Below are 26,748 nucleotides of genomic sequence, written 5' to 3' on the forward strand. Positions count from 1 at the left end.
ACTCCTTTTATGATAATTTAGAATTATTACATACCTTTTCTTAATAAAATCCTATACCAAAATTTTCAATTTTTATATCTTGTGTTTTTCCTCCTGTCCCCTCAGTAAAGCCAAAATAGACATTTTCTAAATCTTTTTTCAATTGTATACAGTATTCAAAATTGGAAATATTATTAAAATCTTTTGTCAAATCATTACAATTTTTACAATCAACCCATACTTTTACTTTTATATATTTTCCATTTTTTTTTTGATTACAATTTTTATCATAATTTGGAAGTATTTCAATTCTAGCTATATGTTTTTTCCCATCCTCTAACCATGTTGCAGGATGACCTATATACCTACCTTCATCTTCTGCAGATGGATTTGGCGAAATATGTTTTATATTTCCATCTGTATCCAGGGCAATATGATTATTTGACGGATCATATACTGGGTAATAATTATTTGGATAAACATCATATTCTATTGCCAAGCTTTTATCAATACCGCCATAGCCAAGTCCACCACCTGCCCATCCACATGTATCAATATCATTTTTATCACTCATCAATGCAAAAGTAAATCCATCAGCTTTCCCTCTACTATCATTGCTTGTATCTTCACTTAAAAAAGTAAATTCAAAATAGGCTCTCATTGTTTTATTTTTTAATTTTTGGGAGGTTGGAAACCAAAAACAACCTCTAGTACTATTTGTATTTCCTCCTAAATATAGGATATTGGTTGAACTATCAACACTTATTGCTTCATTCTTATTTTCAACAGTATTAAAATCATCTATATTATTAGCAAAACTGACTTGTGCCCCTGTTGGTCCACTATTTGAAGAGCTGCTTGCTGTTTGCGGATTGATAGTGATAACAAAAGATTTTGAGACTATATTGTCATTATTGCTTGATGGATCATTATCATCTCTTACATAAACTTTTAAATTATATGTACCTTGAGATGAAGGTATCCCAGAAATTGAAAAAGAATCACTTTGCTCCCATAAAGACTCATCATCTCCTATGCAGTTATTTGATTTATATGCTGGAGTTGCATTAAGTCCAGGCGGTATATCGCCTTCATAGCACCATTTATATTTTCCGCCACTTGAAAATGGTACACCGCCATCAGCAAAAATTGTAGCATTATAGTCACTATTTACATAGCCATACGGAAGCTCGTTATTGACTATTTTTATTTGAGAGCCTTGACAGCCTATTTTTACTCTTAATTCATTTAATGTTACCCAACCAACAATATCGTCATAATCTTCTACTCTTGAAAAATCAGAGCTATTGTCATCAACTTTAACTCCCGGCTCATATATCTTGATAACATTTGGATTGGAAGAGGTATCTAAGCTAGTTTGATTATTATAATTGCCTCCAGAACTCAAAATAACAAAAGCAATATTATCAATCTGTTGAGAAACATTTGAACATGTGCTATCTTTACATTTTTTTATTATTAAATTTGTTGTTTTTCTCTCACAAATAGAATTATCATTTAAAAGATTTGCATCAGCATAATAAACAAAATCTTTGCCCCAAGAATCTTTTTCTGTTTTTAATATATTTTTATAATTTGAATAGTTTGGAAGTTTATCATTGCTTGTAGCATAACTTATAATAGCTTCTATATTTGCTTGTAAATTATCCTTTGTCTCAATAACCTTGCTTCTTTTTACAAGCATAGAAAATATTCCCATGCCCCCACCAAGAAGTAAACCAATAATTACTAAAACAATAGCAAGCTCTATAAGAGTAAAAGCTTTTCTCAAGTTATTTCCTTAATTGTTCAACTCTTTTTTTGGTGTATATTATTATATTATTATTTTTTTTATTATCGGCATATTCTAAGATTTTTTTATAATATTTATACGCTTTTTGATATTTTTTTTGAATATCTAAAGCTCTTGCATATGCATATATAAAATATATATTTTTACTATTTTTTAAATAGGCGTTTTTATAAAAATTTAAAGCTTTTAAGATATCACCATTCTTTTCATATATATATCCCAAAAGTAGATCTAAATATCCCTCTTGAGAGTATTTTAAATTCTTTATCAAAATATCTTTAGCAATTATATCTTCATCAATCTCTATACTTCCGATTCCAAAAGCATAAAGAGGTATCTCTTTTTCATCTTCACTTTTTAATAAATTTTGAAAATTTTTAATATTTTTTGTTCTTCCCATAAGATAAGAGATGTTTATTAGCATTATATCTGTTTTTTTATTTTGATTATACAGTTTTAAATATTCATTTAAACTCTTTTGATATTTACCTTGTTCAAAATATCTATCTGCTTTAGATAAAATAGTAGCATAATCAACTGGCTTTTTATTTATATTTTTTTTAATTTTTTTTAATTTTATAGATTTTATTATTTTTTCTTTAGTCATTTTTACAATAAAAGCATCCTGAAAACCAATGTTTTTTACATCTTCTAAAAATTTTTTAACTTGTATAAAACTTGGCTTGAAAAGATATCTAACAACATAATAGTTTCCTATTTTAACAATAAAACTATCTTTTTGAATCTTTAAAGGAGTAGTTTTTATAAATTTTAAAGCAGGCGGCAAAGCTTTTGATGTATATATCTGTATAGAGTATCCATAACTATTTTTTATATTTAAAATATCTTTCTTTTCTTTAATATCAACCTGCGAATTTCCAAATAGATTTAAAGCCAAAATAAAAATAGTTAATATTCTAATCATTATTGACAACTTTTAGCCTTAAAAGTATTACAAGCTCTTTTTTTGTTTTAGAGTTTTCCTGTTTTGTAAACATTTTCCCTAAAAGCGGCATATTAGAAAAACCTGGGACTTCTTGAGTAGTTTTTATATCGATATCACTTATAAGTCCACCAATAATTATAAGATCATCATCTTTTGCTTTGACTACAGTTCCTGCCTCTTTTATATTAAGCTTTGGAGCTTTCGCTACTACTTCTCCATTATCTTCAAATGTAATAACATCTTCAATATATGTAGAAACTGGTACTATATTTAAAAGAATAGTTCCATCATCTTTTACTATAGGTGTAACCCCCATTGAGATACCTTCTAAGACATCTCTTCTATTATATGTTACTTCTGGAACTACTGATGTATTTGATCCAGATGTTACAGCAGTATATTCAACCTCTTTTTCCCAAAATGGAACAATATCCCCTGATAATATAAGAGCACTTTGACCACTTAAAACTCTTATCCTAGGATTTGAAAGTGTTTGAACATCTCCAGATGTTTTTAATGCTTGAAGCAAAAATCTTAAATTATCTCCTGTGAATCTAACACTTCCTGCAACTGCTCCACTTAAACCAAGTGTTTGTGCAAATTCAAGCGTTCCTTCATGAGCAAAATTGTTAAAAACATAATTCCAGTCAATTCCAAGCTGATGACCTTTATTTAAAATAACCTCTAAAATTTTTGCTTCTATCAATACCCCTTTGCTTGATTGATGCAAAATAGTATCTATAAATTTTTCAATTCTTTGAATATTCTCTTTTTTATCATAAACGATTAGAGTACCAGTAAACTTATTAAGGGTATATTTTCCTTTATCAGAAATTAAAGCTTTTATATTTTCTTCTATCTGTTTATAAAAATCATTAGACTCTTTTGGATTGTCATATTTTAAAGAGAAATCTCCACTTAAATTTTGTGTTCCACCAGAAGAGCCTGAATTTCCACCCCCACTTGATGTATCATTTGAACCAAGTACATCTCCACCCAGTTTTGATTTAAAAGATGAATTTGTATGAATATATGGCAATTTAAAAATTTTAGTCATTGTAGATTTAACATGTAAAATATTTCCTTTTATTTCATAATAGTATCCAGATAGGTCCATTACAGTATCTAATGCTTTTTTAAGCGGGGCATTATCAAGAGTAATGGTTATTGGCATATTTACATCAATATCTTTGTCAATTACAAGATTTAAATTAGCGCTTTTAGCAATGGAATATAAAAGTTTAGACAAAGGTGCATTTACTGCTGAAAATGTAAAATATCTGCCTTCAAACACAGATGGCTTTTTATATGGAGTTGGCAAAATAAGAGGTGGAGGAGCATTTTCTTTTTGAACAATTTTTCTCTCTTTTTGAAAATCAATATTTAAACTTTTGCTTTTTATCTCTGGCTGTTTTGTAGCACATCCTGTTAAAAATAAAAAAGCCAAAAAATATACTACTACTCTAATATACTTATCCATTTTACACCTTCATCTGTTTTTATTTTTACTCTATTTTTTCTAATATCAAGAATTTTTGCATCAAAAACTTTATCACCTATATGCACAATTTTTCCATTTAAATATGCAATTTTTTTATTTTTTGTAATTATTGTAAATTTTAATCTCCATTTTTTTTCTATTTTTTTATAATTTTTGAAAGTATTTAAAGTTTTTGGCTTTAAAATTGTTTTTAAAATATCTGATTGGTCATAATCTTCTTTTTTTAAATTTTCATATTTTATTAGCTCTCTATTTAATAAAAAATAGTCTTTTGCAATCTCTTGTTCTATTTTTAAATCATCTTTTTTTTCTTGTTTAAAATAGTTAAATATGTCATCTTGATAATAATCTTTTGAAAAATAAAATAAAATCCAAAATATTATCGGCAATAAAAGGATAAATATTTGTTTTTGATTTATATATATTTTCATTTATTGTTCCTATAAATGATTGACAGTTCAAAATTGGATTTTATTTCTCCTGGAATATAATTAAACTCTTTATATGTTATTAGTGCATTTTCAAGACTATTTTTCTCATAAAAATCTGCAATATTTTTTATATCTTTATATGATTTGAGATATTTTTCCATTTTTATATTCATAAATATTCTATTATTATCAAAACCATAATTTTCTATTTTAAATCCAAAAATATCTTTGTATTTATCAAAAATTTTTACAATCTTTTCCTCTGCTTTTTCTTTATCAAAGATTTTTATATTATCTTTGTTAACTATTGAAAAAAGCTTACTGTTTATTTTTGATACCTCTCTCATTTTATTTATGTATGTATTATACTTGTTTATCTTCCTGTCAAGCTGGAAATTTTTTTGTATTAAAAATTGTTGATACTCATATAAAAATATTCCTATTAATGTAAAAAAGGTCAAAATAACTATTTTTTTTATCATTGCTTTTTCCGTTTTAAAATCAATATAGATTTAAAAACAAGATTTTCAAAATCTAATTCTGTTTTTTCTATCAATTCCGCTTTTTGCTTTATTTTTTCTATCTCATTTTTAAATTTTTTATTAAGATTCATTAAGTTTTGCAATCTATTGAATTTTTTATAAATCTCAACTTTTATTATTGCATCATTTGCACCAATTTTTTCAGGTTTTATTATCCTTAAAATCGGCTCTATTATTGCAAAATCATTTAAAAATTCACTCTTTATAGATAAGTTTTGATTTTGAAAATAATTTATATAAAATTCTAAATCTTTTGAATCTAAAATTTTTGTATTTTGTTTTAATCTTTTTATAGTTTCTATTTTTTCATCAATAATATCTTGTTTTTTTAATAAGTCAGTAAAAAGATTAAAATCTTCATATCCAAAATATAATCCTATTAATACAATAACAGATAGAACAAAATAGTAAAATTTATTAAACTGCTTTTGTGATTTTAATTCAATGGGCTCAAAATTTATTATATCTTTATCATTTAACAATCCTAAATTGATAAAATTTTTTAAAAAATTATCAACAGTTATACTTTTTGAAAATACTTTTGCATAAGGCATAGATAACAAAAATCCATGCAATGAAAGATTTTCAAAAACACCTTCCAAATCTTTTAAATCACCTGCAAAAACTATATTTTTAAAGTCAATATTTCTATATTGCTGTTTTATAAACATCACTGTTCTTGATATATCACTTGCAATATTTTCAGGTCTAAGCAGAGGATTTTCTATATATATAAAACTCTCTCTTCGATATAAAACTTTATCTTCATATGTAGCCACATAAATTATATGATTGTTTTCTATAAAAACTGAAATAAATGTATTTAAATTAGTAGTTTTTTTTGTAGCCGCTTTTAAAGCATGATAATCTGTAGTAATTATTTTTATATTTTCTTTTTTATCTATAGAAGAGATTTTTTCTAAAATTTCGCTCTTTTTAATAGCTTCTATGTGATAAATATTTTGATTGTTTGCTTCATTTTTTTCAGATAGATAGTAATTAAATACAAAATCTTCTTTATACTCTTTTTTTAGATTAAATTCCAATATTTTTTCAATAGTTTTTTCATTTTTTATTGCGCTATTTATAGGAAAATCTTTACTGATTATTTCTGAAGGTAAAAAAGAGATATATATATTTTTTTTGTTTTTTATATAATTTGTAAACTCATTAGTTTCTTGGAAAAATTGTTCAAATTTAATTTCAAAATTTTCTTTTTTTACGTTAGCTTCTAAGATAGAGTATCCATCTTTTTTTATTCTAACTAAATACTTCACTTTTTCTCTTTATATCAATATTTTAGATGACATAGCTATAGCAGCTGTTTCGCTTTTTAGTACCATCTGAGTATCAAATCCTAATGTTTCAAAATTTTTCAAAATTTCCAACTCCTTATCTGAAAAACCTCCCTCACACCCTATCAATACTCTTTGTGGTTTTTTGTTTTCCAATTTTTTTTGGCTAAAGTTAATCAAAACAAAATCTTTATATTTTGCAATAAACTCTTCTATATTTTTTAATATTTCAAACTCTATTAAAGAACTTCTGCCACATTGCTGTGATGATGAAATATTTATTTTATGTAGTTTATCTAAATTTATCTTAAAATTTTTCTGACTTCTATCACAATAGATAAAAGATATTTTGCTAACACCAATCTCATTTAGAAAATGGATACTCTTTTCTATAGTTTTTGGCTCAATTACGCACCATCCAATATGAAGATATCTTTTTGGCAAAACCTCTTTTTTTATCTTTTCTCTTAAAGATAAAATTGCATATCTTTTTGATACATCATCAATTCTATAATAATAAATATATGAATCCTTTAAATTTCTAAATGGAATAGTTTCTCCTACTTTTTCCCTTCTTACCTTAAAAAGATAGTTATATATATCTTTTTCAATTTTTAAAATATCTATGCCACTTTGAGAATGATACACAAACTGCATTAATCTAAAATCCTTGCAAGAATATATACAACCACTCCTGCCAATGCTTCGCTTAAATATATCTTTGAAGCATAACTTTTAAAACTATTTTGTAAATCTTTTTCTGTAGATTTAATAGGTCTTACTTTTTTATATAATAAAATTTGATGAACTAAAATTGCAACTGCTAAAAATATCATCAAAAAAATTTCAATATTCCACAATGTAAATTGTGTAACAGCCATAACAACAATGCCAGTAAATGCAGTCATTCCGAAAATAATATTTTGAATTAGAAGTAAAAATCTAAACCTTTTTGAAAAAATTATAAAATTTTCCTCATTTTTTATAGCAAAAAAAGCTAATTGTGATAAAATCAACAAAATAGCAACACTCATATGTATATGGATAGACATTTTAACCATCTGTTCCAAAAGTAACTCCTTATTTTTATAAAATTATATCAAAAGGAAGCTAATGAAAGTTACTATAAATGAGGCACTTAAAATCATTAAAAATCAAAAATTTTTAAAAAGAATTGAAGTTTTGCCAATAGAATTTGTAAAAAAAAGAGTTTGTGCAAAAGATTATTATGCAAATTTTAATCTTCCAAGATTTGATAATTCTGCTATGGATGGATATGCTATAAAAATTGATGATGCAGGCAAAGAGGTAGAAGTAATAAAAACAGTTCTTGCTGGAGAAATATGTGAAATTGAAGTTAAAAATGGCTTTGCTATCAAAATTATGACTGGAGCAAAAATTCCAAAAGGCACTGAAGCTATAGTTCCTTTTGAAGATGTACAGATAATTAAAGAAAATAAAATTTTACTTCCTAAAAATATAAAAAAATATGCAAATATAAGATTTAGTGGTGAAGATATTAAAAAAGATGAATTAATTATAAAAGAAGGAGATATTCTTGATGGATATAAAATAGGAGTTCTTGCAAGCCAAGGATATTCACATATAGAAGTTTTTAAAAAAGTAAAAGTAGGTATTTTTGCTACAGGGAAGGAGCTAAAACTTCATTTTGAAAAAATAAAACCTCATCAAATATATAATTCAAATACTCCAACATTTTTAACAAGAGCAAAAGAACTTGGATGTGAAGTAACTTTTTTAGGTAGATGTGATGATAATAAAGAGTCTATTAAAGAGCTTATCTTAAGTTCATTAGATCAAGACTTAATCATAACAAGTGGTGGAGTTAGTGTTGGAGAAGCTGATTTTACAAAAGAGTCATTTTTAGAACTTGGGGGAGAGATTTTCTTTGATAAAGTTGAAATAAAACCTGGAAAACCAACAACTTTCGGAAAAATTCAAAACTCTTTTTTTCTAAATCTTCCGGGAAATCCTTTGGCTGCTGCATTAAACTTTGAGATATTTGGAAGATTTATTATAAATCTCTTATCACATAAAAATAGAGTTTTTCAAAATTTTATATTATGTAAATTGAGCCTAGATTTAAAAAATAAGCCCGGAAGAAATGTTGTAATACCTGGCTTTTTTGATGGAGAATATTTTACTCCTTCCAAAAAAAGAGGCCCTGGAATGGTTAGCCCATTAAGTGAATCAAATGGATATATCATTTTAGATAAAGATGTTGAAGTTTTAAAAAAAGATAGATTTGTAAAATTTATACCTATAAAATTTGACTTTTTTACTGATAAATTGAAAGACTTTTATACATATAGTGAGTAGGTAAATCCACCTACTCACTACTCAACTATTTTAGTTTTGAAATATATTCACTTAAAGCTTCTATCTCTTCATCACTTAGGCTTCCAACTTGACCTTTCATAAGAGGTCCCATACCATATTGATTTAAAGTGCCTTCTTTATACCCTTTTATCAATTTAGTAAGTTTTGCTTTATCCATTCCACCAATAGGAGCAGATTTACCAAGAGCCTTTTTTTCACCTTTGCTTCCATGACATCCTGCGCATTTAGCATATAAAGATACTGCATTAATCTCTTTTTTTGTTTCTTCTACCTTTTGTTCAATATCTTCTTTAACCTTTTCTACTGGAGATTGGGCTTTTTCAGATTTTTCTTGAGGTGCTTCTTTAGGCTTTTCAATCTTTTTTTCTACCTTTTGAACCTGCTCTTTTTTTACCTCAACACTTTTTTTAGCCTCTTCTTTTGGCTTTTCGCCACATCCTACAAATAATAAACCTGCTGTTACGACTGAAATTAATAGAAACTTTTTCATTTCCCCTCCTTTATATCTCTTTTGGATTAATAAACATTTCACCTTTTAAAAGTTTATCCCACATTAAACTATCGGTCCACTCCTCTTTAATACCTTCAGAAAAAATGATCTCTTTTAAATCAATTGGAATCATTTTTTCATTATATGCATCAAATCTATCACATTTTGCATAACCGGTATCTGTTTCATGAACGATTACACTATCTATTGTAACATTTTTTTCTTCATTTACCATAATAGTTTGATTTAATACATGATCAACCATAACAAAAAAAATTCTAGCAAACTGCTCTGCACTTGGATTTACTGGAATCTCTATCCATCTTCTACTCCATTTTTTCATATCCTTTAAATATTCAGGATTATCTTTACTCCATAATGTAATAGCATGATCAAATGAATCAATTAACTCTTTTATTGTAAGTTTTGTAAGTCCAAAATCATAAACCATCTGCCCTCTATCAAGAGTGTCTGATTTAAAAAAAAGCTCCACTTTATATGAATGCCCATGAATACTTTGGGAACATCTTTTTGATATACAATTTCTAACAATATGGGCATTTTCAAACTTAAATAGTTTTCTTATTATCATCTTTTCCTCTTTTTAACATTGGAAATTAAAACTTCTCATCTTCCTCCCTTACCACCTTACCACCCAAATCTAACCGCAAACTTGTTTCGCTTTGCTCAACTTCGTTTGCTTCAAGGTAAACCAGCCTCTCGTATGTTCGGCACGAAAAACCTTGTTTTTCGGACTCACATATACTCAAGGCTTTCGCTCGGGCACTAACGATAAGCAGTTATCGTTCTAAAGCTTCGCTTTGCCCTCGCTCACTTACCTTCTTATCTCCCTATTCCAAAGTCTAACATGAAGTCTGTCACTATAAATAAATCCATATATTAAACAAAATTCAGCAACAGCTTTATCATGCTTTTTTAAAATATCGATTTTATCTCCAAGAGGCATACAAAAAATTTCAACTTCAGGATAAGGTTCTACAATATCAACTATTTCATCAATGGCACGAGTTTCAATCAATCCTCTATCAAGAGTAAATTTAAAAAAAGAGAATTTTGTATTTTTTACAATTTTATCAATTGCTTTTTTATTGACTCTTTTTTCATAAGGATCGCCACAGTTACTTAATTTTACCGCCATTGCAAAAATAACATCTTTATATGCACTATATTTTTCAAAATCTATTTCTATAGTTGTATTTGTCTCAATTGTAACTATAAAACCATTTTCTATTAAATATTTAACAAATTCATAAAATGACTTATCTGTTGCATAAAGCAGGGGCTCTCCACCAGTTAAAACAATATGAGGTTTAAAATCTAAATTTTCTAAATAATCATTTAAAATTTCTATTAACTCTTTATAATCTTTAATCTCTTTCCACTCTTTTTGAAACAAATCTCTTTTAACAGCTCTAATAGTATCACATCCATATACAATTTTACCCTTTACAAAATATTCACCAAAAGATGGGCATTTTAAATTACATCCACCAAATCGGAAAAATATACTTGGTGTTCCAACAAATTTACCCTCTCCTTGTATACTATAGAAGTGTTCGACAAGATACAGCATTTATTTCCTTTTGATGTAATACATTAGTCATTAGTCATTAAGACCTTAAAAAATTACAAATTGAACGAAGGCTTTGTATTTTGTCCTCGCTTTGCTGCGGGGTTGTCGCCTTCGGCTCGGACACCTAGAAAATTTTATGTTGGCCTTTAGGCCAAAAAAGTGCACTCACCCGTAAGGGCGCTTGCGTTTGCACTTTTTAATAAAATTTTTAAGCGTTAGTAAACTAAAAATTTCAACTCGCCTAAGTGAAATTTGATAATTTTTCAGAACATTAAATTACCAATTCCAAATTACAAATTACTAATTAAAAATCATCCCCCTGTCTCATAAAAAGCCCTATTTGAAGCTTCACTCTCTTCTTCACTCCAGCGATTCTCTTTTGGTTTATTTCTTAAAACTTCTTTTAAAATTTCAACTGCTCTGTCTATATCTCCTGCTTGAACTGCATCTTTGATACTCATAGCTTCATCAAAATATAAACAAGGAATCAAATATCCTTCAGCGGTAAGTCTAATTCGATTACATGTTTCGCAAAAATCGTGTTTATGAGGATCTATAAGTCCAAAAATGTAATCTTCATTTTTTATTTTGTATAAAAATGCAGGTGAGCTGCCTTTTCTGCCAATTTTTTCAATTTCATATTTCTCTTTAATCTTATTTAATATCTCTTTTCCCTGCATACCTTTTAAACTACTATGGGCATGGACATTTTCCATATACTCTATAAACCTTACCTGCATACCTCTATCTTTACAAAAATCCAAAATATCAACTATCTCATCCTCATTAACACCTTTTAATGGAACCATATTTATTTTTACTTTTAATCCAACTTTTAAAGCCTCTTCAATTCCATCCAGAACATTTCGTAAAACATCTTTTCCAGCAATTTTAGCTGCAACCTCTGGCTTTAGACTATCAAGAGAGATATTTAATCTTTTAAGACCTGCTTCTTTTAAATCTTTTGCAATAGATTTTAATAGATATCCATTAGTTGTCATAGCTAAATCTATATCATTTTTATAATCATATATCATCTTTATAAATTTATCTAAATCTGCTCTTAATGTTGGCTCTCCACCAGTTAATCTTATCTTTGTGATTCCCTCATCAATAGCAGCTTTTATAAATTTAAAAAGATCTTCAAAACTTAGAAGATTTTCTTTTGGAACCCATGAAAACGGTTTTTCTGGCATACAATATTGACATCTAAAATTGCATCTCTCAGTCAAAGATACTCTTAAATAGTTAACTTCTCTTCCATGTCCATCAATTAGCATATCTACCTCTTTTTTAGAGTTAAGGATTAAGAATTAAGAATTAAGATTTAAGTATTAAGAATTAAGAGTTAAATTAAATTGAATATTAGCCACTTCACAGCTTCTCTGCTTCACAGTTATCACTTTTTATTTATTTAATTCTTAGCTCTTAACACTTAAATCTAATAATACAAGATTTTACCTAAAAGAAGAAGGTGAGTAAATGAAGTAGGTCAAATTTTTAAATTCAAGAGGCAAAAGCCTCTCGAAATTATTAATGTAAATCTCTCCAGATTTTCTTTTTCCATGCATAAGCAAGAAGAGAAAAGATAACAAAATAAAGAAGAATCCACGGTCCAAGAGAGTTTCTTTTATCTTTTTTTCTATCTCCAACTTTTTCCATGTATTCAATAACTTTATGAGTTGAAGCTTCAGTCAAACCAACTCTTGGCATTGCTGTTCCATGAAGAATTTTTTGAGGATCTTCTACAAAATCTCTAATATATTCATGGCCTCTTGATCTTATATACATGCTTAAATCTGGTGGATTAGTACCAAGATATTTTTTAAGATTAGCCTGATATTCAGCATGTTTTTTATTAAATTCAGCTTTTTGAAGTTCTGTATCCATTTTAGGCTTTTCACCAATTACATACCAATTATCATATTTCATATCGTGGCATCTACCACAAGCGTTAACAAATGCTTCTTTTGCACTCACTTCTTTTGGTGCAATAGATTTTAGATAAGCAACTATATCAGCAACCTCTTGTTCTAAATCACCACCAGTTCCATAAAAGTTAGGCATTGGAAAAGGTCTTTTGTCATTAAATTTATGTGTAAGTTTCATAGCATGAGCTGGATTTTTTATAATTGCTGCAAGAAATTTCTCATCATACAATGCTCCTGCTGTACTTAAATCTGGTGGATTAACACCATAGCTAGCACTAGCTGCAACAGGATCCATTGGAGCAGGCATTCCTTGAGATTTTACAGAGTGACATCCTACACATCCAGCATTCATAAAAACCTCTGCACCCTTTTGTGCATTTCCTTTTTTAGCTAGAGCAGGAAGATCTTCATATTTAAAAGTAGCAGGCTCATGGTGTGCATGCATTTGAGAATGTGCAAATGGTTCTACTCCCCAATATGTTATAAGAGTAAATATAACTACAACAATTAATATTTTAATCTCTCTCATAGCACACCTCCTGCTCTCTTAGCTTCCCTTTTTGTAATGATAGGAAGAACTATCAATAAAAGAATTAAAAATGTAATAGATGCAAAAAAGCCTATCCAAGCATTTGCACCTGTTGGAGGGAGTTTTCCCCAGATAGTAAGAACAATCATATCCACTAAAAGAATCCAAAACCAAATATTAAATGCACCTCTTTTATGAGCTGGGGCTACAACATCACTTCTATCTAACCAAGGCATTAAAAAGAATATAACATTTGCAATTCCAAATGCCATAAGACCAATATCCATTGCAGAAAGTGGCCCTACATCAAAGAAAAATCCTCTAAGAACCTCATAACTCCATAAGAAATACCATTCTGGATAGATATGTGGTGGAGTTTTCATTGGATTTGCTGGATCAAAGTTAATTGGGTCCATTGCAAAATTGTAATGATAAAAAACAAGATAAAAATAGAAAATCATAAATACACCAACTACAAAAAGGTCTTTACTAATAAAAACTGGCCAAAATGGTATAACTTTTGATTCAGCTTTTCTTCCAGCTTTATATTTTTCTGCTTCTGCGTCAAAATCTATATCTTCACCCTCTTGGTTATTAACATGAGGAATTCTTAATGAATAAAAGTGAAGACCAATTATCATCATAATAATTAATGGCAATAATAATACATGGAGCATAAAAAATCTAGTTAATGTTGCATCTGCAACATAAAAGTTACCTCTAATCCAGATTACTAGTTCATCACCAATAAAAGGAATACCACCAAATAGGTTTGTAATAACTTGAGCTGCCCAGTAACTCATTTGTCCCCAAGGAAGCATATAACCACTGAAAGCTTCAGCAGAAAAAGTCACAAAAAGTAGCATACCTGAAATCCATATCATTTCACGGCCCCTTTTATACGAGCCATAATATATACCTGTAAACATATGTATATAAATAACTAAAAATACAACAGAGGCTGCAACACCATGCATGTGTCTCCAAAGCCATCCATACCATACCTCTTGCATAATAGTATAGTTTACACTATCAAATGCAAGCTTTGTATCTGGCTTATAATACATTAAAAGAAAAATACCACTGATAACAAGTATAGTGAACATTGTCATCAATACAACACCCATTGCCCAAAGAAAATTGATATTTTTTGGTACCCAATACTCAGCAGCCAAAACTTTCCAAAGAGTTTTGGTAGCAAGTCTTTGGTCTAACCATTCTCCTATGCTATTCGCCTTTTCAAAATGTGCCATATCTTGCTCCTTACGCTTTACCAACTAATTTTTTATACTCAGGTCCCTCTTCTCCCAATACCAACTTAGTTCCTTCTATCTTAAATGGAGGAATATCAAAAGGTCTTGGAGGAGGTCCAAATGTATTAGTCCCACAAGCATCAAATTCACCACCGTGGCAAGCACATTTGAATATCTTTTTATCAGGTTCCCAAGCAGGAATACATCCTAGGTGTGTACATAGGCCAATTCTTACCAAATAGTCGCCTTCGCCTACTTTCACATCTGCATTATCACACTTTTTTAGATCAGTATGATCTTTTTTTAGTATAAAAATAGGTTTACCTCTCCAAGTAACAGTTCTAAATTCACCTGGTTTCATTGGTGAAAGATCAACTGTAGTAAATCCTGCTGCCATAACACTTGGTAATGGATCCCAAGTTCTTTTCATGGCATAAAGAGCTGCAACTCCACCAGCAGCTGCAAACCCACCAAAGACCATTCCTAAAAAGTCGCGTCTTTTTTGATCTGCCATATGACGTCCTTTCATTTTTTAATTAAATAGTCGAGCTTATTCTAATATAATAGAAATTAAAAAATCATAAAAAAAGATTATTTTTCAAATTTGTTGCAGTAATTGTCACATTTTTTTCATATAAAATATTTTTATTAAGAATAAATTCAGTTTCTATTGCATTTTTTACAAGATTTTTATCAAATTTTTCAATAACTTTTACACCTAAGGAAGAAAAAAGAGGAATTAAATTTGAATCTTTGTCTTCTCTTTGAATATATATAACATCTGCACCAGATGCTATTGCTTCTAAAGAACTCTGAGCAGATGAAGATATAAATAGTTTAGTTTTTTTTATCACTTCTTCATAATCTTCAATCTCAAATATATTTTTATAATATTTTTTTAATTCATCAGAGTAATTTATAAAAAAATAAAAACCTTCTAATAAATTCATATTTAAATCTTCAAATATATTTGAAACCTTAAGTAAATCTTTTTCATAATCATCATCACCAAAAAAGAAGGTTTTATCAATATTTTTTTCAAAATCTCCAAAATATTTTTTATCAACAAGAATAGAGTTTATTATATTTTCTCCTTTTAGATAAGGAGATATTAAAATCTCTCCTTTTTTTGGTTTATCTTTAGGATTATCGCTAATTCTTATAAATTTTCCAAAAAAATCTATCATATCTTGATGCATCAAATCATTATATTCATCACTATCAAAAATAATAATATCTCCCCTTTGGCATATATTCGCCATATTTCTTACATCATCTATACCTACGCTTCTTTTAACTCCTAAATCACTTTTTGCATAACTTGCTGCTCTAAAATCTTGAACCATTAAAAGAGGATTATATTCATCAAACTCTTTCATTAATGCAACTGTTCTTCTTAATCTATCAAGACCTATTCTATGCCCCGTTTTTGCATAAAAATATAGATTCATAAAATTCCTTTAAATGTTTTTTTGACATTAGTCATTAGATATTGGTGTATTAGTTATTAGTGTATTGGTATATTAGATATATAATTTTTTACCAATAACTAATAACCAATATACCAATTACCTTTTTCTCACTAACTACTCTTCTTCTTTTCTCTCATCTTAATGTAAATATGAAGTATCTCTATAGCAGCTGGTGTTATTCCACTTATTTCACTTGCTGCAAATAGTGTTGGAGGTTTAAATTTTTTAAGTTTTTCTTTTACCTCATTTGATAAACCACTAATACTATCTATATCTAAATCTTGTGGGATTTTTATATTCATTAACTCTTTCATTCTATCAATTTGGCTTTTTTGCTTTTGAATATATTGATGATATTTTGATTCAATTAATATCTGCTCTTTAGCTTCAGGGCTAAAATCTTTTATAATTGGAGCCAATTTTTCTAACTTTTCTATAGTAAAACTACTTCTTGATGCAATATTTTTCAAACTTGTTTTATCTGTAATTTTTTCTTCGCTTATACTTTCTAAAAATTTCAGAGTCTCTTTAGTTGGAGTTAAATAGTTTTCTTCTAAATATTTTAAACCTTTTTCAATTTCCTCTTTTTTCTTTAGCATTTTAGAGTATGTATCTTCATCAATAAGTCCTATTTTATGACCATAGTGCATAAGTCTTAAATCTGCATTATCTTCTCTTAATAAAAGTCTGTATTCTGCTCTACTTGTAAACATTCTATAAGGCTCTTTTGTACCTTTTGTTACCAAATCATCAATTAAAACCCCAATATATGCTTCATCTCTTCTTAGAATAAGTGGCTCTTTTTCTTTTATAGCCAAACTTGCATTTATTCCAGCCATAAGCCCTTGTGCAGCTGCTTCTTCATATCCAGTTGTTCCATTTATCTGACCTGCTAAATAGAGGCCCTCAATTTTTTTAGTTTCTAATGTGTGTTTAAGTTCAGTTGGATCAACCCAGTCATACTCTATTGCATATCCATATCTTACAATTTCAGCTTTTTCTAAACCTTTTACACTTCTTATCATATCCCTTTGAACATCTGGGGGCAAAGAAGTACTCATTCCATTTATATAATATTCTGTTGCCTCTAATGTTTGAGGCTCAACAAAAATATGGTGTCTCTCTTTATCCCTAAATCTATATATTTTATCCTCAATGCTTGGACAATATCTTGGCCCCACTCCTTCAATTTGACCTGTGAAAAGAGGGGCTCTACTAAAATTTGACTCAATTATTTCGTGAGTTCTTTCATTTGTATATGTTACATAACAAGGAAGCTGTGTAGGATTAAAATTTTTTCTATCAGTCCTAAAACTAAATGGGATTGGATTTTCATCTCCACTTTGAATCTCCATTTTTGAAAAATCTATACTTTTTGCATCGATTCTTGCACAAGTCCCTGTTTTAAGCCTTCCCATTTTTAAACCAAAACTTTTTAAACATTCACTAAGTTTTTTTGATGGAAACTCACCTGCTCGTCCAGCCTCTTGCTTTATCTCACCTATATGAACAAGCCCCTTTAAAAATGTTCCTGTTGTTACAATAACTTTTTTTGCATGATATACATTTTTAAGATTTGTTAAAACTCCTATAACTTTTGAATTTTTTACCAAAATTTCATCAACCATCTCTTGAGAAACTTCAAGATTTGGAGTATTTAAAACAACTGTTCTCATATAAATTCTATATCTATCCATATCAATTTGAGCCCTGCTTCCTCTAACTGCGGGCCCTTTTGAAGCATTTAATATTCTAAATTGAATACCTGTTTTATCAGTTGTAAGCCCCATCTGCCCACCAAGAGCATCTATCTCTTTTACAAGATGCCCTTTTGCAAGACCTCCAATAGCTGGGTTACAACTCGCAGCACCAATTTGTTCAGCTAAAATTGTTATCATTAATGTTTTCAGCCCCATTCTTGCAGCAGCTAAACTGGCTTCAATACCGGCGTGTCCACCTCCAATAACAATTACATCATATTTCATTTCAATCCTCTTTAGGCTATAATTTTATGCTATTTATACAATAGTTAAAGATAAAAATCAAGGTATAAAATGTTCACAGGACTTATAAGAGAGATTGCAAAAGTTGAAAGTTTTAATGGTAAATTTTTAAGATTAAAAGCAAAATATAGACCAAATTTAGGTGACTCTATAGCTATAAATGGAGCATGTTTAAGTGTAACTAAAATTTTTGATAATGGATTTGAAGTTGAAGTTAGTGATGAAACAAGAAAGATCGTTGCTTTAGAAAATTATAAAGATTTAGTTCATATTGAACCAGCTATGAAACTTAGCGATAGATTAGAAGGACATATTGTTCAAGGTCATATCGATTGTGTTGGCGTAATAGAAAAAATTGAAAAAAAAATTAATTCATACGATTTTTATATAAAAATACCAAAAAGTTATATAAAATTTGTAATACCAAAAGGAAGTATAGCAGTCGATGGAGTAAGCTTGACTGTAAATGATGTTTTTGAAGATAGTTTTAGATTAACAATTATTCCATTAACAATGAAAGAGACTCTTTTTGGAAAATATAAAATAAAAAGAAGAGTAAATATTGAAACAGATATGTTTGCTAGATATCTATATTATATGTTTAAAAAAGAGAAAAAAATTAGTTGGGAAGAGATTGAGAGAATACAGGCTATTTTTTGATATTAGGAATTGGTAATTAGGAATTAGTAAAAGATATATAAAAACACTAATTCCTAATTCCAAATTACAAAAGGAAACAGATGCGACTTTTTCTTGGAACTTTTGCAAAAATTGAAGGGTTTGAAAATATAAAAAAAGATTTTTCAAATATTATTGAAGGGAAATGGGTAGAAGATGAAAATATTCATTTAACCTATATATTTTTGGGAAATGTAGAAGATCCAAAAGAGATTATTTTAAAATTAAAAGATATTAAATTTAAAAAAAAGAGTATCAATATAAGAGGATTAGGATATTTTGGAAGACCTCCAAAAATTTTATATGCAAATATAAATGATAAAGAGATAAAAAAGCTATATGAAAAATTATGTAAAAAACTACATCTTGATATAGATGATAATTTTATCTCTCATATTACTTTAATTAGAATAAAAAAAGTAAAAGGAATAAAAAAATTTTTGGAAATGGTTGAAAAATATAAAAATAGAAAACTTGGTGTTCTTCATTTAAAGTTAGCTCTAATTAAAAGTGAACTCACACCAAAAGGTCCTAAATATTCTATAATAAAAGAGTTTTAAATGAATTTTTTTGATTACGAAACACCAATAATTGATGAAAATTTTGACACTTTATTTGAAAATAAAAATATAAAAATTCAAAGAATAGTATCAAGTAATATTGATACACCTAAAGAGTTTTTGCAAAAAGAGAATGAATGGGTGATTTTATTAAAGGGTGAAGCTGAAATAGAAATGAATAATAAAAAATATAATATAAAAAAAGGCGAATATATTTTTATTCCTTCAAATACTCCTCATAAACTACTAAAAACCAAAGAAGGCACTCTTTGGCTTGCAATTCATTTTATTTAAAATCCTCTTCACTAAATTTTTCCACTTGATATGTAAAAATTTCAGGATGAAGTTCTAAACAGTTTGGTCTAAGGCCAGCTTTTAAACATAGATGTGCAAAAAACTGATCAAAATCACTCAATTCCTCCCAAACTTGTGGTAAAAAAGTTGCTTGATATCCATCCAATTTTAAAACAACACCATCAATATTTGGCCTAATTTTGCTCTTTAAATCTTGAATATCTTTATATTCAAGAGGTTTTGGCTCGCTTAAAACAGATATCTCTATAGATATTTTGTCAAATTCATCAGGAGCTAATGGAGGAAATCTTGGATCACTAAAAGCTGCTGCCTTTGCATTTTCTATAACATCATCAATTAAAGGTCTATATGCCACAAGAGAGCCGATACATCCTCTAAGAGAGCTTCTTTCATTTATTGTTACAAATACAGCACCTGGTTTTTTTAATTCAGGAAACATATCAATAAGTCTTTTTTTGACATCCTCATTTAACTCTTTGTGTCCAATAAATTCCTCTTTTATTGCAATTCTTGCAATATTTAAAAGAGTTCTTTTTAGATTTTCTTCCATAACTATTCCTTTTCTAAAAATATTTTATCTTTACCACTCTTTTTAGCTTCATAAAGCAGTTTATCTGCTCTTGAAAAAATTGATTTAAAATCATCTTCTTCTTTTAGCTTTGCAACTCCTGCACTAAAAGTAATTGATTTATTTAAAATATCAAATTTTTTCCTTTTAATGTTTTCTTTGATTCTATTTAAAATATTTTCTACTATATCTTTAGAAAGCCCTAAAAATATAATAGCAAACTCTTCACCACCAATTCTAAAAACAAGATCATTTCCTCTTAATGAATGTTTTAAAACTTTTGAAAACTCTTTTAAAACCATATCTCCTATTTGATGACCATATGTATCATTTATATTTTTAAAATTATCTATATCTAAAATGGCAAACTATAAATCTTCTTTCTCTTCTTTAGCAATCTTTATTTGCTCTTTAGAAATTTTTTCAAAAAAAGTCCTATTATAAAGGTTTGTTAATTTATCTTTTATTGCCATCTCTTGAAGTTTTTGTTCATAATTATAATTTTTTGTAATATCTATAAAAATAACTGCATATTCATTCTCTTTAATTTTTGAAGCTTTTACTAAAAAAATAAAATTTTTATTGTTATAAGCGATTTTTACTTTATATGGTCTATTTATATTTTCTATTAAAATATCTATCCAATTTTTATTATTAATTTTAGATGGTAAAAAGCCTTCTTCCTCAACAAAAAAATCACATATGCATTTATGTTTTTTGGTAAAATCTTCAATATTTTTATAATCTTTAAAATAGTCAAAAAATCTTCTATTTGCATATTTAATTTTTTTACCATCTGTTAAAATTATTATCTCTTGCAAAGAATCTAATATATTAAAGTAGTATATATTTCTCTCTTTTAATGCTCTCTCTTTATCTTTTGAATATATAAATATTATTAAAGCAATGAAAATTGTAATAACAGCAAAAAATATAAAAATTCTTAAAAAAATACTATTTTGATAAAGAGCAGATTTAATATCATTTTTGTCTTTTAAAAAAATAGCCCATCCTACAATATTTTTTTGAAAATCTTTAATAGGATAGCTATAAATATAATATTTTTCGCTCTTTATAAAATTTCTACTTTTTATAATTTTTTCAATATCTGTATTTTTTATAGTATTTAAAATATTATTATCTATATTAAAATTTGCAATATAATATCCATCAATAAATTTTTTTGATATTGGATATTTGAATCTGTTTTTATATTTTTTATCGGCTAATATTACTATTTCATATCCAAGTTTTTTCATATTTTTTTCAATTGAGTTAAAATGGCTAATTGTCTCTACAAAACCAAGAAGTTTTTTGTTTTCATAAATAGGAGAGATAGCATTTAAACCTATTGTGTATTTACAAATAGAGATAGTTTTTAAATATTTTGGATTTTCAATTAGATATTTTATATCATCTCTGCAATTAGATAGATTATCTCCTTTTCTTTTAGACCAGCTTCTGTAAATAGAGATACCATTTTTATCAAAAATTTGAATCCATATATTTTTATAATTTGTATATTTTTTATAAAGAGATGGTAAAGTTTTGATTTTATTTAGAAAAGAATTTTTATTTTTAAAAATTTCATATAAATGTGGATCATTAGCTAAAGTCAGGCTAATTGCCATGGTACTTTTTAATTTATTATCTATCTCGTTTTCAAACTCTTTTGTTGCAGTTCTAAAAGAGTTGATTACAAAGTTTTTTGTAAAACTATTTAAATTTTCATATCCAAAAATTATAAAAATAGTAAAAAGTATAAATAAGAAACTATATCTTTTTAACATCTTTATCTCTTAAAGGTTGAGAACTGCTTCTTCTTTTTTTCTCTTTCATATTTATCTCTTTGAAAGGAAGAGATTTAAAAGAAGCAATAGTCTGCTTTTTTAACCCTTCTATTTCTCTTTCATATACCCTAAATCCAGCTTCATAAAGTGCAAGTCTAACTGGCGTTGCAATAGAGTATGTTGTTATAAGAGCATTATAATCTAAAATTTTTGAAATATCTTTAAAATATTCGACCGTCCATAAAAGTGGATTTTTTTTAGGACTAAATGGATCTTGATAAACGATATCAATTTTTTTATCAATTTTTTTTATTATATCTCTTGCATTACCTATTTTAACTTCAATCTTAATATTTTCATCTTCATAATAAAAATCATTGCTTATTTTTTCAATAATATCTTTCAAAAAATCAAACTCTTTTGGATAGGAAAAATTTTTTAATGATTGAACCAGTTCTTTATCCATTTCAGGAGAGATAATGTGAATTTTTTTATTAATATTTTCTTTTTTTAGATAATAAAGAGTAGAAAAAGTGTTGTAACCAAGACCAAAACATATATCTAAAATCGTTATATCATCTTTTTTTTCAAAAAATTTAAATGCAACTTCAACATGCTTTTTTAATGATTCACTAAGTGCACCATCTTTTATATTATGGTAGCACTCATCAAAATTTTCACTGTATGCTGTAAAAGTTCCATCTAAACTTTTAACTATTTTCATCAATAAGCTCTTTAAATTTTTCAGGTGGTCTACCTAAAACAGCTTTATCGCCTTTTATCAATATTGGCCTTTCAATTAGTTTTGGATGTTCGCACATAGCCTTTAAAATTGTCTCTTCGTCAGCATCTTTGAGTCCAAGTTCACGAAAAAGTTTCTCTTTTTTTCTTACCAATTCGCTTGGCTTCATATTTAATTTTTTCAATACCTCTTGTAACTCTTCACAAGTTGGAGGATTATCTAAATATTTTCTAACCTCTACATCTAAACCTTCTAAAATTTTAAATCCTTCTCTACTTTTTGCACATCTTGGATTATGCCACAAAATGTATTTTGCCATATTTCACCTCACAATATTTCATCAAGCTCTGCAAACATTAAAGCTTCTATAATATCTTCTATATACATATTTTCTCTTGCTAAAAGTGCACGCGCTCCAAGCTCAAAAACATCCTCAAGCTCTTCATTTTTACTGTTAACTATAATATAATCAAACATCTCATTTTCAAAACTATCTTTAAATTGATAATCTTTTATTTTGCCACTTTCTGTATCAATAAATGCAAAACTTTTAGCTTTATTAATTGATACTATCTTAGCCTCTTCTATATCACTCTTATCAACTGGTATAACAACTAACATATTTTTATCCTATTACAATAATCTCTTCAGGATTTACATCACATTTATGGATATCAATCTTGCTTAAATCCAAAGCCAATTCTTTATTATCCATTATTCCTATACCCTTTTCAATAATATGTTTAGCTATTTTTTGAGCGCCATTTAATGAATGCATATAACAACTTCCACATTGATAAATATTTAACTCTGGAATATCTTTAATATCTTTTAGGTCTAAAATATCTCTCATACTTTTTTCCCAAGCTTGTGCAACTTCTAATTGTGTAGGTTTTCCAATAACGCTCATATAAAATCCAGTTCTGCATCCCATTGGAGATATATCAATAATTTCTACAGTTTCACTGTTTAAATGATCTCTCATAAAACCAGCAAAGAGATGCTCTAAAGTATGAATTCCTTTTTCGCTCATGATTTCAACATTTGGTTTACAAAATCTTAAATCATAAACTCTTATATTATCTCCACAAGGAGTTTGCATATCCTTTGCTACTCTTACTCCAGGAGCATTCATTTTTGTATGATCAACCATAAAACTCTCAAGTAATGGCATAATTAATCCTTATATATTTTTTGAAATTTTATCATAAATAAAAAACGAGGATTGCAGAAAATGAAGAAATAGTATTAATTTTTATTTAAAATAAAAAAAGAGGCAAATCGCATTATTGCGATTTTTATACTCCTGCCTCTTCTCTTCTTTGAAGATTTTCCCATCTTGTATCAACAGCTTTTTGCCACAAGTCAATAATATGTCTATTTTCAGGTTTAAATAGATGTCTAAATCTTGGCTGAGCAGCAAGATACTCTTCAACAGGTATTTTATTTTTAGGTCTATAAGTGATATTTAATTTTGTACTATAGATAATTCCATGCTCATCTCTTTCATTAATGATTTCATAAAGAGGCCATACACAGCTTTCAACCCCAAGGTCACTAACTTCTATAGTATCTTCTGGAGCATGTTTCCACTCAGTTGTACAAGCACTTTGAGCATTAATATAAACTGGCCCTTTTGCTTCAAAACCTTTTTGAACTTTTTTTACTAAATCTTTCCATTTAGATGGACTAACTTGTGCTACATATGGAGCTCCATGGTCAGCCATTATTTCAACCATGCTTTTTTTCATCATCTTCTCACCATAGCTGACAGTTCCAGCTGGACTTGTTGTTGTGCTTGCACCAATAGGAGTAGAAGAGCTTCTTTGACCACCAGTATTTGCATATACTTCATTATCTAAACATACATACATAAAATTGTGGCCTCTTTCAAATGCTCCACTTAAACTCTGAAATCCTATATCATATGTTCCACCATCACCACCAAATGCTACAAATTTTGGCTCACGTCCCTCTTCTATCATCTTTTTTGTAGCTTCAGGAAGTCTTCCTTTTCTTTTTAATACTTGATATGCTGCTTCTGCTGTTGCAATAGCAACTGCTGCATTTTCAAACCCTATATGAATCCAACTAACATCCCAACTTGTTCTTGGATATACAGCTGTACAAACTTCTAAACATCCCGTTGCAGTTGCAACAATTACAGGATCATTTGTTGCATTTAATACTTCTCTTACTATAATATTGTGCGAACACCCGGGACACATTAAGTTCCCGCCTTCATATCTATCATTTGAAAGAGAAAACTCTTTTAAATTTTTTATCTTTTTAGTCATTTTATTCTCCTTGCTTGATTAAAAAAAGCTAAGTTTTGGACCTCTTAGCCCAATAAATTGCTGTAATGGATACTTAGCTTCACCAGCTTTTGCACATTCATCTAACTGTTTATAAATATCTAACAACTGTTCAATTGTTGTATCTCTTCCGCCAAGTCCATAAATATAATTTAAAAGAATTGGAGATTTTCCAGTTGCAAGCATAGCTGCACTTATTTCATTAAACATTGCTCCCATAGTTCCACCTGGAGCACTTCTATCCATAATACCAACTGCTTTAATATTTGATAGAGCCTCAGCTATTTCTTTAAATGGGAAAGGTCTTAAAACTCTAAGACTTACAACACCAGCTTTTACTCCATTTTCTCTCATTTTGTCAGCTGCAATTTCTGCACTCTCAACAGTAGTTCCAAGAGCAAAAATTGCAATATCTGCATCATCCATTTTATATTTATACACTAAATCATACTCTCTACCTGTTAAATCTTTAAACTCTTCAAAAACTTTTTTTATCACTTTTGTTGAATTCATTAAATCATTATGCTGTCTTGCTTTATGTTCAAAATGCCAATCCTCTTCTGTTTGAACACCATGTGTTACAGGGTTAGAAACATCTAACATCGTATTTACAGGTTTGTATTCACCTATAAATGCTGCTGCATCCTCATCTTGTAAAGGTTTTACATTTTGTGCTGTATGAGAACAGATAAATCCATCTTGATGTACCATTACTGGAAGTCTAACATCTAAATCCTCTCCAATTTTAAAAGCCATTAAAGTTAAATCATAAGCTTCTTGAGGATTGTATGAACAAAGATTTATCCATCCAGCATCTCTACCTAAATACATATCTGAATGGTCCCCATTAACATTCAATGGAGCTGCAAGCGCTCTGTTAACCACTGTCAGTACTATAGGCAGTCTCATACCGCTTGCTTGGTATAATACTTCAACCATTAAAGCAAAACCTTGAGAACTTGTTGCAGTAGCAGCCCTTGCTCCTGCAGCACTTGCTGCAACACAACCACTCATAGCAGAGTGTTCACTCTCAACCATAATAAAATCACCATCTACATAACCATCTGCTAAAAATTTTGAATAATTTTGTACTATCGGTGTAGAAGGAGTAATAGGATATGCTGCAACTACATCAACTTGAGCTTGTCTAAGTGCCTGAGCTGCAGCCATATTTCCATCCCAAACCTCTACTTCATTTAATTCATACTTTTTTGCCATCTTCTTTTCCTTTATTTCTTTTCTTTTTTAGGCCAATTTTTTAAAGCCTCTTCATTTTCCATATGCTCTGGAAACATTAAAAGAGATTTTGGATTTGTTGGACAAACTTCAACACAAATACCACACCCTTTACATGGATCATACTGTATTCCTATCATTTTTTTATCTCTACTAAGTATTGCTATATCTGGACAGAAAACCCAGCAAAATTGACAATCAATACATAGATCTCTATTAAAAACAGGTTTTTCTACCCTCCAATCACCAACACTATATTCATGAGAGTTTGTTGGAGCATATGGTCTCTCTTCAGGTTTTACCTCAACAACATCCTCTACCGGCTCTTCAAAAGAGAAAAGAGCTGCTCCAGGAATTAGCTCATTCCAACCTAAATCTTTAATATCTTTTGCCATTTTCTATCC

Annotated in this window: 31 protein-coding genes; 4 read left to right on the forward strand and 27 right to left on the reverse strand. The window is 28.4% G+C overall.

Going from position 1 to position 26,748, the window contains the following annotated elements; translation table 11 throughout:
* Window positions 1-40: 40 nt before the first annotated feature.
* Genes QML81_RS02010 through QML81_RS02045 form a run of 8 tightly spaced genes read right to left on the reverse strand, consistent with a single transcriptional unit; the run spans window position 41 to window position 7,577 of the window.
* Entirely contained in the window at window positions 41-1,771 is a 1,731-nt protein-coding gene (locus QML81_RS02010; protein WP_281951522.1) for a prepilin-type N-terminal cleavage/methylation domain-containing protein, read from the reverse strand.
* A 1-nt stretch (window position 1,772) separates the two neighbouring features.
* Window positions 1,773-2,726, reverse strand: coding sequence for a tetratricopeptide repeat protein (locus tag QML81_RS02015; RefSeq protein WP_281951523.1), 954 nt, complete (start codon window positions 2,724-2,726; stop codon window positions 1,773-1,775).
* The gene (locus QML81_RS02020; protein ID WP_281951524.1) at window positions 2,710-4,218 is read right to left on the reverse strand and encodes a type II secretion system protein GspD; all 1,509 of its coding nucleotides are present in this window, start codon (window positions 4,216-4,218) and stop codon (window positions 2,710-2,712) included. Before QML81_RS02020 ends, QML81_RS02015 begins: the two co-directional genes overlap by 17 nt.
* Window positions 4,197-4,670 (reverse strand): hypothetical protein, encoded by a 474-nt coding sequence (locus QML81_RS02025; protein ID WP_281951525.1) that lies wholly within the window; start codon window positions 4,668-4,670, stop codon window positions 4,197-4,199. Before QML81_RS02025 ends, QML81_RS02020 begins: the two co-directional genes overlap by 22 nt.
* Window positions 4,667-5,152, reverse strand: a complete 486-nt coding sequence (locus tag QML81_RS02030; protein ID WP_281951526.1) for a hypothetical protein — start codon at window positions 5,150-5,152, stop codon at window positions 4,667-4,669. The genes QML81_RS02025 and QML81_RS02030 overlap by 4 nt, the downstream gene beginning before the upstream one ends.
* Window positions 5,149-6,489, reverse strand: a complete 1,341-nt coding sequence (locus QML81_RS02035) for a hypothetical protein (protein WP_281951527.1) — start codon at window positions 6,487-6,489, stop codon at window positions 5,149-5,151. The genes QML81_RS02030 and QML81_RS02035 overlap by 4 nt, the downstream gene beginning before the upstream one ends.
* 9 nt (window positions 6,490-6,498) lie before the next feature.
* Window positions 6,499-7,164 carry a 16S rRNA (uracil(1498)-N(3))-methyltransferase gene (locus QML81_RS02040; protein WP_281951528.1) on the reverse strand — a complete coding sequence of 222 codons (666 nt, stop codon included), beginning with the start codon at window positions 7,162-7,164 and terminating at the stop codon, window positions 6,499-6,501.
* A complete protein-coding gene (locus QML81_RS02045; RefSeq protein ID WP_281951529.1) occupies window positions 7,164-7,577 on the reverse strand; it encodes a hypothetical protein in 414 nt (137 codons plus the stop codon). Before QML81_RS02045 ends, QML81_RS02040 begins: the two co-directional genes overlap by 1 nt.
* A 43-nt stretch (window positions 7,578-7,620) precedes the next feature.
* Here QML81_RS02045 and QML81_RS02050 point away from each other — a divergent pair, with 43 nt between their 5' ends.
* Window positions 7,621-8,847, forward strand: coding sequence for a molybdopterin molybdotransferase MoeA (locus QML81_RS02050; RefSeq protein ID WP_281951530.1), 1,227 nt, complete (start codon window positions 7,621-7,623; stop codon window positions 8,845-8,847).
* 25 nt (window positions 8,848-8,872) lie between these two features.
* Here the strand turns inward: QML81_RS02050 and QML81_RS02055 are convergent, their stop codons facing one another.
* The 9 genes from QML81_RS02055 to mnmG form a co-directional block, all read right to left on the reverse strand.
* Window positions 8,873-9,358, reverse strand: coding sequence for a c-type cytochrome (locus QML81_RS02055; RefSeq protein ID WP_281951531.1), 486 nt, complete (start codon window positions 9,356-9,358; stop codon window positions 8,873-8,875).
* Window positions 9,359-9,368: 10 nt separating this feature from the next.
* Window positions 9,369-9,950: a 6-pyruvoyl trahydropterin synthase family protein gene (locus QML81_RS02060; RefSeq protein WP_281951532.1), complete on the reverse strand. Its 582-nt coding sequence runs from the start codon at window positions 9,948-9,950 to the stop codon at window positions 9,369-9,371.
* A 243-nt stretch (window positions 9,951-10,193) separates the two neighbouring features.
* Window positions 10,194-10,952, reverse strand: coding sequence for a 7-carboxy-7-deazaguanine synthase QueE (locus QML81_RS02065; protein WP_281951533.1), 759 nt, complete (start codon window positions 10,950-10,952; stop codon window positions 10,194-10,196).
* A 311-nt stretch (window positions 10,953-11,263) separates the two neighbouring features.
* On the reverse strand, window positions 11,264-12,232 hold the full coding sequence (moaA, locus tag QML81_RS02070) for a GTP 3',8-cyclase MoaA (protein WP_281951534.1): 969 nt from the start codon (window positions 12,230-12,232) through the stop codon (window positions 11,264-11,266).
* A 253-nt stretch (window positions 12,233-12,485) separates the two neighbouring features.
* Complete coding sequence (locus tag QML81_RS02075) at window positions 12,486-13,412, reverse strand: c-type cytochrome (RefSeq protein WP_281951535.1); 927 nt, start codon at window positions 13,410-13,412, stop codon at window positions 12,486-12,488.
* Window positions 13,409-14,665, reverse strand: coding sequence for a cytochrome b (locus tag QML81_RS02080; protein WP_281951536.1), 1,257 nt, complete (start codon window positions 14,663-14,665; stop codon window positions 13,409-13,411). Before QML81_RS02080 ends, QML81_RS02075 begins: the two co-directional genes overlap by 4 nt.
* Before the next feature lie 10 nt (window positions 14,666-14,675).
* Window positions 14,676-15,179, reverse strand: a complete 504-nt coding sequence (locus tag QML81_RS02085; RefSeq protein WP_281951537.1) for a Rieske 2Fe-2S domain-containing protein — start codon at window positions 15,177-15,179, stop codon at window positions 14,676-14,678.
* A 64-nt stretch (window positions 15,180-15,243) separates the two neighbouring features.
* Window positions 15,244-16,116, reverse strand: a complete 873-nt coding sequence (locus QML81_RS02090) for a hypothetical protein (protein WP_281951538.1) — start codon at window positions 16,114-16,116, stop codon at window positions 15,244-15,246.
* A 131-nt stretch (window positions 16,117-16,247) separates the two neighbouring features.
* Window positions 16,248-18,122, reverse strand: a complete 1,875-nt coding sequence (gene mnmG / locus QML81_RS02095) for a tRNA uridine-5-carboxymethylaminomethyl(34) synthesis enzyme MnmG (protein ID WP_281951539.1) — start codon at window positions 18,120-18,122, stop codon at window positions 16,248-16,250.
* Window positions 18,123-18,191: 69 nt separating this feature from the next.
* Between mnmG and ribE the strand changes: the two genes are divergently transcribed.
* From ribE to QML81_RS02110, 3 genes are all read left to right on the forward strand, one after another.
* Window positions 18,192-18,800 carry a riboflavin synthase gene (gene ribE / locus QML81_RS02100; protein WP_281951540.1) on the forward strand — a complete coding sequence of 203 codons (609 nt, stop codon included), beginning with the start codon at window positions 18,192-18,194 and terminating at the stop codon, window positions 18,798-18,800.
* An 80-nt stretch (window positions 18,801-18,880) separates the two neighbouring features.
* Window positions 18,881-19,378, forward strand: coding sequence for an RNA 2',3'-cyclic phosphodiesterase (thpR, locus tag QML81_RS02105; protein ID WP_281951541.1), 498 nt, complete (start codon window positions 18,881-18,883; stop codon window positions 19,376-19,378).
* On the forward strand, window positions 19,379-19,672 hold the full coding sequence (locus QML81_RS02110) for a cupin domain-containing protein (RefSeq protein ID WP_281951542.1): 294 nt from the start codon (window positions 19,379-19,381) through the stop codon (window positions 19,670-19,672).
* Here QML81_RS02110 and amrA read toward each other — a convergent pair.
* The 10 genes from amrA to QML81_RS02160 all read right to left on the reverse strand — a co-directional run bounded on the left by amrA (window position 19,665) and on the right by QML81_RS02160 (window position 26,739).
* Window positions 19,665-20,243 carry an AmmeMemoRadiSam system protein A gene (amrA, locus tag QML81_RS02115; protein ID WP_281951543.1) on the reverse strand — a complete coding sequence of 193 codons (579 nt, stop codon included), beginning with the start codon at window positions 20,241-20,243 and terminating at the stop codon, window positions 19,665-19,667. The two genes, QML81_RS02110 and amrA, sit on opposite strands and share 8 nt — an antisense overlap.
* A gap of 2 nt (window positions 20,244-20,245) precedes the next feature.
* Entirely contained in the window at window positions 20,246-20,623 is a 378-nt protein-coding gene (locus QML81_RS02120) for a GGDEF domain-containing protein (protein ID WP_345741152.1), read from the reverse strand.
* A 6-nt stretch (window positions 20,624-20,629) separates the two neighbouring features.
* Window positions 20,630-22,051 (reverse strand): cache domain-containing protein, encoded by a 1,422-nt coding sequence (locus tag QML81_RS02125; RefSeq protein ID WP_281951544.1) that lies wholly within the window; start codon window positions 22,049-22,051, stop codon window positions 20,630-20,632.
* The gene (locus QML81_RS02130; protein ID WP_281951545.1) at window positions 22,035-22,775 is read right to left on the reverse strand and encodes a tRNA (5-methylaminomethyl-2-thiouridine)(34)-methyltransferase MnmD; all 741 of its coding nucleotides are present in this window, start codon (window positions 22,773-22,775) and stop codon (window positions 22,035-22,037) included. Before QML81_RS02130 ends, QML81_RS02125 begins: the two co-directional genes overlap by 17 nt.
* Window positions 22,762-23,112: an arsenate reductase (glutaredoxin) gene (gene arsC, locus QML81_RS02135; RefSeq protein ID WP_281951546.1), complete on the reverse strand. Its 351-nt coding sequence runs from the start codon at window positions 23,110-23,112 to the stop codon at window positions 22,762-22,764. Before arsC ends, QML81_RS02130 begins: the two co-directional genes overlap by 14 nt.
* A gap of 8 nt (window positions 23,113-23,120) precedes the next feature.
* On the reverse strand, window positions 23,121-23,414 hold the full coding sequence (locus QML81_RS02140) for a hypothetical protein (protein ID WP_281951547.1): 294 nt from the start codon (window positions 23,412-23,414) through the stop codon (window positions 23,121-23,123).
* 4 nt (window positions 23,415-23,418) lie between these two features.
* Window positions 23,419-23,967, reverse strand: a complete 549-nt coding sequence (gene luxS / locus QML81_RS02145) for an S-ribosylhomocysteine lyase (RefSeq protein WP_281951548.1) — start codon at window positions 23,965-23,967, stop codon at window positions 23,419-23,421.
* A 124-nt stretch (window positions 23,968-24,091) separates the two neighbouring features.
* A complete protein-coding gene (locus QML81_RS02150; protein ID WP_281951549.1) occupies window positions 24,092-25,090 on the reverse strand; it encodes a thiamine pyrophosphate-dependent enzyme in 999 nt (332 codons plus the stop codon).
* Between the two features lie 18 nt (window positions 25,091-25,108).
* Window positions 25,109-26,326, reverse strand: a complete 1,218-nt coding sequence (locus QML81_RS02155) for a 2-oxoacid:ferredoxin oxidoreductase subunit alpha (RefSeq protein ID WP_281951550.1) — start codon at window positions 26,324-26,326, stop codon at window positions 25,109-25,111.
* An 11-nt stretch (window positions 26,327-26,337) separates the two neighbouring features.
* Window positions 26,338-26,739 (reverse strand): 4Fe-4S dicluster-binding protein, encoded by a 402-nt coding sequence (locus QML81_RS02160; protein WP_281951551.1) that lies wholly within the window; start codon window positions 26,737-26,739, stop codon window positions 26,338-26,340.
* Between the last annotated feature and the right edge of the window lie 9 nt (window positions 26,740-26,748).

This window comes from Nitrosophilus kaiyonis (genome assembly GCF_027943725.1).
Taxonomy (GTDB): domain Bacteria; phylum Campylobacterota; class Campylobacteria; order Campylobacterales; family Nitratiruptoraceae; genus Nitrosophilus_A; species Nitrosophilus_A kaiyonis.

Coding starts and splice junctions, on each gene's coding strand:
- QML81_RS02085 (WP_281951537.1), bottom strand. CDS start 15,179: ATGGCAGATCAAAAAAGACGCGACTTTTTAGGAATGGTCTTTGGTGGG.
- QML81_RS02150 (WP_281951549.1), bottom strand. CDS start 25,090: ATGACTAAAAAGATAAAAAATTTAAAAGAGTTTTCTCTTTCAAATGAT.
- amrA (WP_281951543.1), bottom strand. CDS start 20,243: ATGGAAGAAAATCTAAAAAGAACTCTTTTAAATATTGCAAGAATTGCA.
- QML81_RS02060 (WP_281951532.1), bottom strand. CDS start 9,950: ATGATAATAAGAAAACTATTTAAGTTTGAAAATGCCCATATTGTTAGA.
- QML81_RS02160 (WP_281951551.1), bottom strand. CDS start 26,739: ATGGCAAAAGATATTAAAGATTTAGGTTGGAATGAGCTAATTCCTGGA.
- QML81_RS02130 (WP_281951545.1), bottom strand. CDS start 22,775: ATGAAAATAGTTAAAAGTTTAGATGGAACTTTTACAGCATACAGTGAA.
- QML81_RS02110 (WP_281951542.1), top strand. CDS start 19,379: ATGAATTTTTTTGATTACGAAACACCAATAATTGATGAAAATTTTGAC.
- QML81_RS02030 (WP_281951526.1), bottom strand. CDS start 5,152: ATGATAAAAAAAATAGTTATTTTGACCTTTTTTACATTAATAGGAATA.
- moaA (WP_281951534.1), bottom strand. CDS start 12,232: ATGCTAATTGATGGACATGGAAGAGAAGTTAACTATTTAAGAGTATCT.
- QML81_RS02050 (WP_281951530.1), top strand. CDS start 7,621: ATGAAAGTTACTATAAATGAGGCACTTAAAATCATTAAAAATCAAAAA.
- ribE (WP_281951540.1), top strand. CDS start 18,192: ATGTTCACAGGACTTATAAGAGAGATTGCAAAAGTTGAAAGTTTTAAT.
- QML81_RS02025 (WP_281951525.1), bottom strand. CDS start 4,670: ATGAAAATATATATAAATCAAAAACAAATATTTATCCTTTTATTGCCG.
- mnmG (WP_281951539.1), bottom strand. CDS start 18,122: ATGAAATATGATGTAATTGTTATTGGAGGTGGACACGCCGGTATTGAA.
- QML81_RS02040 (WP_281951528.1), bottom strand. CDS start 7,164: ATGCAGTTTGTGTATCATTCTCAAAGTGGCATAGATATTTTAAAAATT.
- QML81_RS02065 (WP_281951533.1), bottom strand. CDS start 10,952: ATGCTGTATCTTGTCGAACACTTCTATAGTATACAAGGAGAGGGTAAA.
- arsC (WP_281951546.1), bottom strand. CDS start 23,112: ATGGCAAAATACATTTTGTGGCATAATCCAAGATGTGCAAAAAGTAGA.
- QML81_RS02075 (WP_281951535.1), bottom strand. CDS start 13,412: ATGAGAGAGATTAAAATATTAATTGTTGTAGTTATATTTACTCTTATA.
- QML81_RS02090 (WP_281951538.1), bottom strand. CDS start 16,116: ATGAATCTATATTTTTATGCAAAAACGGGGCATAGAATAGGTCTTGAT.
- luxS (WP_281951548.1), bottom strand. CDS start 23,967: ATGCCATTACTTGAGAGTTTTATGGTTGATCATACAAAAATGAATGCT.
- QML81_RS02140 (WP_281951547.1), bottom strand. CDS start 23,414: ATGTTAGTTGTTATACCAGTTGATAAGAGTGATATAGAAGAGGCTAAG.
- QML81_RS02155 (WP_281951550.1), bottom strand. CDS start 26,326: ATGGCAAAAAAGTATGAATTAAATGAAGTAGAGGTTTGGGATGGAAAT.
- QML81_RS02055 (WP_281951531.1), bottom strand. CDS start 9,358: ATGAAAAAGTTTCTATTAATTTCAGTCGTAACAGCAGGTTTATTATTT.
- QML81_RS02125 (WP_281951544.1), bottom strand. CDS start 22,051: ATGTTAAAAAGATATAGTTTCTTATTTATACTTTTTACTATTTTTATA.
- QML81_RS02020 (WP_281951524.1), bottom strand. CDS start 4,218: ATGGATAAGTATATTAGAGTAGTAGTATATTTTTTGGCTTTTTTATTT.
- thpR (WP_281951541.1), top strand. CDS start 18,881: ATGCGACTTTTTCTTGGAACTTTTGCAAAAATTGAAGGGTTTGAAAAT.
- QML81_RS02080 (WP_281951536.1), bottom strand. CDS start 14,665: ATGGCACATTTTGAAAAGGCGAATAGCATAGGAGAATGGTTAGACCAA.